We start from the raw sequence: 5,419 nt of genomic DNA, 5'->3' as shown, positions 1-5,419 counted from the left end.
TACAAGATAGATTAATTAGAGCTTTCATACAAACCACTTGGGTGTTGTATGGTCAAGCCAAACGAGCAATTAGTACAGGTTAGCTACATGCATCGCTGCACTTCCACACCCTGCCTATCAACGTCGTAGTCTTCAACGGCTCTTTAGGGAAATCTAATCTTGAGGTGGGCTTCCCGCTTAGATGCTTTCAGCGGTTATCCCATCCGAACGTAGCTACCGGGCAATGCCACTGGCGTGACAACCCGAACACCAGAGGTTCGTCCACTCTGGTCCTCTCGTACTAGGAGCAGATCCTCTCAAATTTCCAACGCCCACGGTAGATAGGGACCGAACTGTCTCACGACGTTCTAAACCCAGCTCGCGTACCTCTTTAAATGGCGAACAGCCATACCCTTAGGACCTGCTTCAGCCCTAGGATGAGATGAGCCGACATCGAGGTGCCAAACACCGCCGTCGATATGAACTCTTGGGCGGTATCAGCCTGTTATCCCCAGAGTACCTTTTATCCGTTGAGCGATGGCCCTTCCATACAGAACCACCGGATCACTAAGACCTACTTTCGTACCTGCTCGACTTGTGGGTCTCGCAGTTAAGCGCGCTTTTGCCTTTATACTCTACGACCGATTTCCGACCGGTCTGAGCGCACCTTCGTACTCCTCCGTTACTCTTTAGGAGGAGACCGCCCCAGTCAAACTACCCACCATACATTGTCCTCGGTATTGTTATACCTGAGTTAGAACCCCAACATGACCAGGGTGGTATTTCAAGATTGGCTCCACCGAGACTAGCGTCTCGGCTTCAAAGCCTCCCACCTATCCTGCACAAGTCAGGTCAAAGTTCAATGTAAAGCTGTAGTAAAGGTTCACGGGGTCTTTCCGTCTAGCCGCGGGTACACAGCATCTTCACTGCGATTTCGATTTCACTGAGTCTCTGCTGGAGACAGCGCTGCCATCATTATGTCATTCGTGCAGGTCGGAACTTACCCGACAAGGAATTTCGCTACCTTAGGACCGTTATAGTTACGGCCGCCGTTTACTGGGGCTTCGATCAAGAGCTTCGCTTACGCTAACCCCATCAATTAACCTTCCAGCACCGGGCAGACATCACACCCTATACGTCCACTTTCGTGTTTGCAGAGTGCTGTGTTTTTAATAAACAGTTGCAGCAGCCTGGTATCTGCGACTGCCAACAGCTCAAGGAGCGTGTCCTATCACCATCAGCAGCGTACCTTCTCCCGAAGTTACGGTACCATTTTGCCTAGTTCCTTCAGCAGAGTTCTCTCAAGCGCCTTGGTATTCTCTACCTGATCACCTGTGTCGGTTTAGGGTACGATTCGTTTATAACTATTGCTTAGAAGCTTTTCCTGGAAGCATGGTATTTGCCACTTCACTGTACAAGTACAGCTTGCTATCAGATCTCAGCCATGTAACAACCCGGATTTACCTAAGTTGTAAGCCTACATCCTTTCACCTGGACAACCAACGCCAGGCTGACATAACCTTCTCCGTCCCTCCATCGCATTATAAACAAGTATCGGAATATTAACCGATTTCCCATCGACTACGCCTTTCGGCCTCGCCTTAGGGGTCGACTCACCCAGCCCCGATTAACGTTGGACTGGAACCCTTGATCTTCCGGCGTGCGAGCTTTTCACTCGCATTATCGTTACTCACGTCAGCATTCGCTCTTGTGATACCTCCAGCATGCCTTACGACACACCTTCACAGGCTTACACAACGCTCCCCTACCACTTGAAAACAAATTCAAATCCGCAGCTTCGGCTCCTAGTTTGAGCCCCGTTACATCTTCCGCGCGGGCCGACTCGACTAGTGAGCTATTACGCTTTCTTTAAAGGATGGCTGCTTCTAAGCCAACCTCCTAGCTGTCTATGCCTTCCCACCTCGTTTCCCACTTAACTAGGAATTTGGGGCCTTAGCTGGCGGTCTGGGTTGTTTCCCTCTCCACAATGGACGTTAGCACCCACTGTGTGTCTCCCGGATATCACTCATCGGTATTCGGAGTTTGCATCGGTTTGGTAAGTCGGTATGACCCCCTAGCCGAAACAGTGCTCTACCCCCAATGGTGTTCGTCCGAGGCGCTACCTAAATAGCTTTCGGGGAGAACCAGCTATCACCGAGTTTGATTAGCCTTTCACCCCTATCCACAAGTCATCCCCTGGCTTTTCAACGACAGTGGGTTCGGTCCTCCGGTGCCTGTTACGGCACTTTCAACCTGCTCATGGATAGATCACTCGGTTTCGGGTCTATACCCTGCAACTAAACGCCCTATTAAGACTCGGTTTCCCTACGGCTCCCCTAAACGGTTAACCTTGCTACAGAATATAAGTCGCTGACCCATTATACAAAAGGTACGCGGTCACCCTAATAAATTAAGGCTCCCACTGCTTGTACGCACACGGTTTCAGGTTCTATTTCACTCCCCTCACAGGGGTTCTTTTCGCCTTTCCCTCACGGTACTGGTTCACTATCGGTCAGTCAGGAGTATTTAGCCTTGGAGGATGGTCCCCCCATCTTCAAACAGGATTTCTCGTGCCCCGCTCTACTTAATATGTTAACGCTAATGTTTCGAATACAGGACTATCACCTACTACGGTCAGCTTTCCCACGCTGTTCTTCTACATTAGCATTAATCGGCTTCTCCCCGTTCGCTCGCCGCTACTAGGGGAATCTCATTTGATGTCTATTCCTAAGGGTACTGAGATGTTTCACTTCCCCTCGTTCGCTTCTTGTACAAGTACAAGATACCTACCTTATGGTAGGTGGGTTTCCCCATTCAGAAATCTCCGGATCACAGGATATTGCCGCCTCCCCGAAGCTTATCGCAGGCTGTCACGTCTTTCATCGCCTCTGACTGCCAAGGCATCCACCATGTGCGCTTCATTACTTGACCATACAACCCCAAGTAGTCTAACTTATAAATAAGTGTTGACTTCAAAGTGTCATAAGATCTAATTATGATAACGATATCACCTATGTTTATACGCTTGATTCAGTTCTCTTATTACTTTTTTAATCACTCACCCCTGGGATAACAACTGATGTCGTTAAGAGGTGAGTGATTAAGGTTAGGAAGTGCGCGTGAACACGCTCTTCCTAACCCAGACTCATATCTATGTTTTTAAATAGTCTCTATGCTCTCGTCGAGTCACAGATTCTGTATAAAACAGAAAGAAGTAATCGTGTCTTTATTCAAAGATAAATCACTTGTTTCTATTTATACGATTAGCACTTAAAGCTTATTCGTCTATAGTGGTGGAGCCAAACGGAGTCGAACCGTTGACCTCCTGCGTGCAAGGCAGGCGCTCTACCAACTGAGCTATGGCCCCATTATAAAATGGTGGGTCTAAGTGGACTTGAACCACTGACCCCCGCGTTATCAACACGGTGCTCTAACCAGCTGAGCTACAGACCCAATTACGCTTGTTAAAACGTAAGCTTAAACTAAAGAACAACTTGTTGTGAATTCTTGCTGACCGAATGCCATCTATAAGGAGGTGATCCAGCCGCAGGTTCCCCTACGGCTACCTTGTTACGACTTCACCCCAGTCATCAACCACACCGTGGTGAACGCTCCCCCGAAGGTTAAGCTATCCACTTCTGGTGCAATCAACTCCCATGGTGTGACGGGCGGTGTGTACAAGGCCCGGGAACGTATTCACCGCGGCATTCTGATCCGCGATTACTAGCGATTCCTACTTCATGGAGTCGAGTTGCAGACTCCAATCTGGACTACGATAGGCTTTTTGAGATTCGCATCACATCGCTGTGTAGCTACCCTCTGTACCTACCATTGTAGCACGTGTGTAGCCCTGGTCGTAAGGGCCATGATGACTTGACGTCGTCCCCGCCTTCCTCCAGTTTGTCACTGGCAGTATCCTTAGAGTTCCCGGCTTAACCCGCTGGTAACTAAGGACAAGGGTTGCGCTCGTTGCGGGACTTAACCCAACATCTCACGACACGAGCTGACGACAGCCATGCAGCACCTGTATTCTAATTCCCGAAGGCACTCCCGCATCTCTGCAGGATTCTAGATATGTCAAGACCAGGTAAGGTTCTTCGCGTTGCATCGAATTAAACCACATGCTCCACCGCTTGTGCGGGCCCCCGTCAATTCATTTGAGTTTTAACCTTGCGGCCGTACTCCCCAGGCGGTCTACTTATTGCGTTAGCTGCGTCACTAAGTCCTCAAGGGACCCAACGACTAGTAGACATCGTTTACGGCGTGGACTACCAGGGTATCTAATCCTGTTTGCTACCCACGCTTTCGAGCCTCAGTGTCAGTATTATGCCAGAAGGCTGCCTTCGCCATCGGTATTCCTCCAGATCTCTACGCATTTCACCGCTACACCTGGAATTCTACCTTCCTCTCACATACTCTAGCTCTACAGTTTCAGATGCAGTTCCCAGGTTAAGCCCGGGGATTTCACATCTGACTTATAGAGCCACCTACGCTCCCTTTACGCCCAGTAATTCCGATTAACGCTTGCACCCTCTGTATTACCGCGGCTGCTGGCACAGAGTTAGCCGGTGCTTATTCTGCAGCTAATGTCATCGTCCATGGGTATTAACCATGGAGTCTTCTTCACTGCTTAAAGTGCTTTACAACCAAAAGGCCTTCTTCACACACGCGGCATGGCTGGATCAGGGTTTCCCCCATTGTCCAATATTCCCCACTGCTGCCTCCCGTAGGAGTCCGGGCCGTGTCTCAGTCCCGGTGTGGCTGATCATCCTCTCAGACCAGCTACAGATCGTCGCCATGGTAGGCCTTTACCCCACCATCTAGCTAATCCGACTTAGGCTCATCTAATAGCGAGAGCAGTAAACTGCCCCCTTTCTCCCGTAGGTCGTATGCGGTATTAATACGAGTTTCCCCGTGCTATCCCCCACTACTAGGTAGATTCCTAAGTATTACTCACCCGTCCGCCGCTCGTCAGCGAGAAGCAAGCTTCTCCTGTTACCGCTCGACTTGCATGTGTTAAGCCTGCCGCCAGCGTTCAATCTGAGCCATGATCAAACTCTTCAGTTTAATCTTGCTATGAAGCTCTTTAAAGAAGCTTCTAAACTTGGCTCATTTAATCTGGCAAAATCGCTAAAAATTATGTTCGTAATGAATTAACTTTGAGTTTTTCTGCTGTCTTAAATGATAATTTTTATAGTTAGAATGAACTCCGAAAAGGAGTTAAAACCAACTTTATTTTTTAGCATTCTGAATCAGCAAAAATCCACACAAGTTGTTCTTTAGTTATGCTTTTAAATAGTGCTCAATCACTGTCGTCCAGTAACTGATATATAGGGTATCTCTCTTGCTGTTTAGTCTCAATCCCTTGCAGGTCAAGCTATCTAGCGAGCCGACTATCTTATCATAATGATTTGAATTGTCAAGCTTTTTTATGTTTTGT

2 tRNA genes and 2 rRNA genes are annotated in these 5,419 nt (G+C 48.5%); all 4 read right to left on the bottom strand.

The features are described 5' to 3' along the window. Positions 1-48: 48 nt before the first annotated feature. Positions 49-2,910 (bottom strand): 23S ribosomal RNA (locus tag ACI2JM_RS14450). 360 nt (positions 2,911-3,270) lie between these two features. Further along, a tRNA-Ala gene (locus ACI2JM_RS14445) sits at positions 3,271-3,346 on the bottom strand. Positions 3,347-3,355: 9 nt separating this feature from the next. Further along, positions 3,356-3,432, bottom strand: a tRNA-Ile gene (locus tag ACI2JM_RS14440). A gap of 75 nt (positions 3,433-3,507) precedes the next feature. Further along, positions 3,508-5,046: ribosomal RNA gene (locus ACI2JM_RS14435) — 16S ribosomal RNA — on the bottom strand. The 16S and 23S rRNA genes sit together here with 2 tRNA genes alongside, the layout of an rRNA operon. Positions 5,047-5,419 lie beyond the last annotated feature (373 nt).

It is taken from the genome of Psychrobacter sp. NPDC064578 (assembly GCF_044901245.1).
Lineage (GTDB): Bacteria > Pseudomonadota > Gammaproteobacteria > Pseudomonadales > Moraxellaceae > Psychrobacter > Psychrobacter cibarius_C.
The sequence above is the reverse complement of the archived record's forward strand: the minus strand, read 5'-3'. Positions and strand labels throughout refer to the sequence as shown.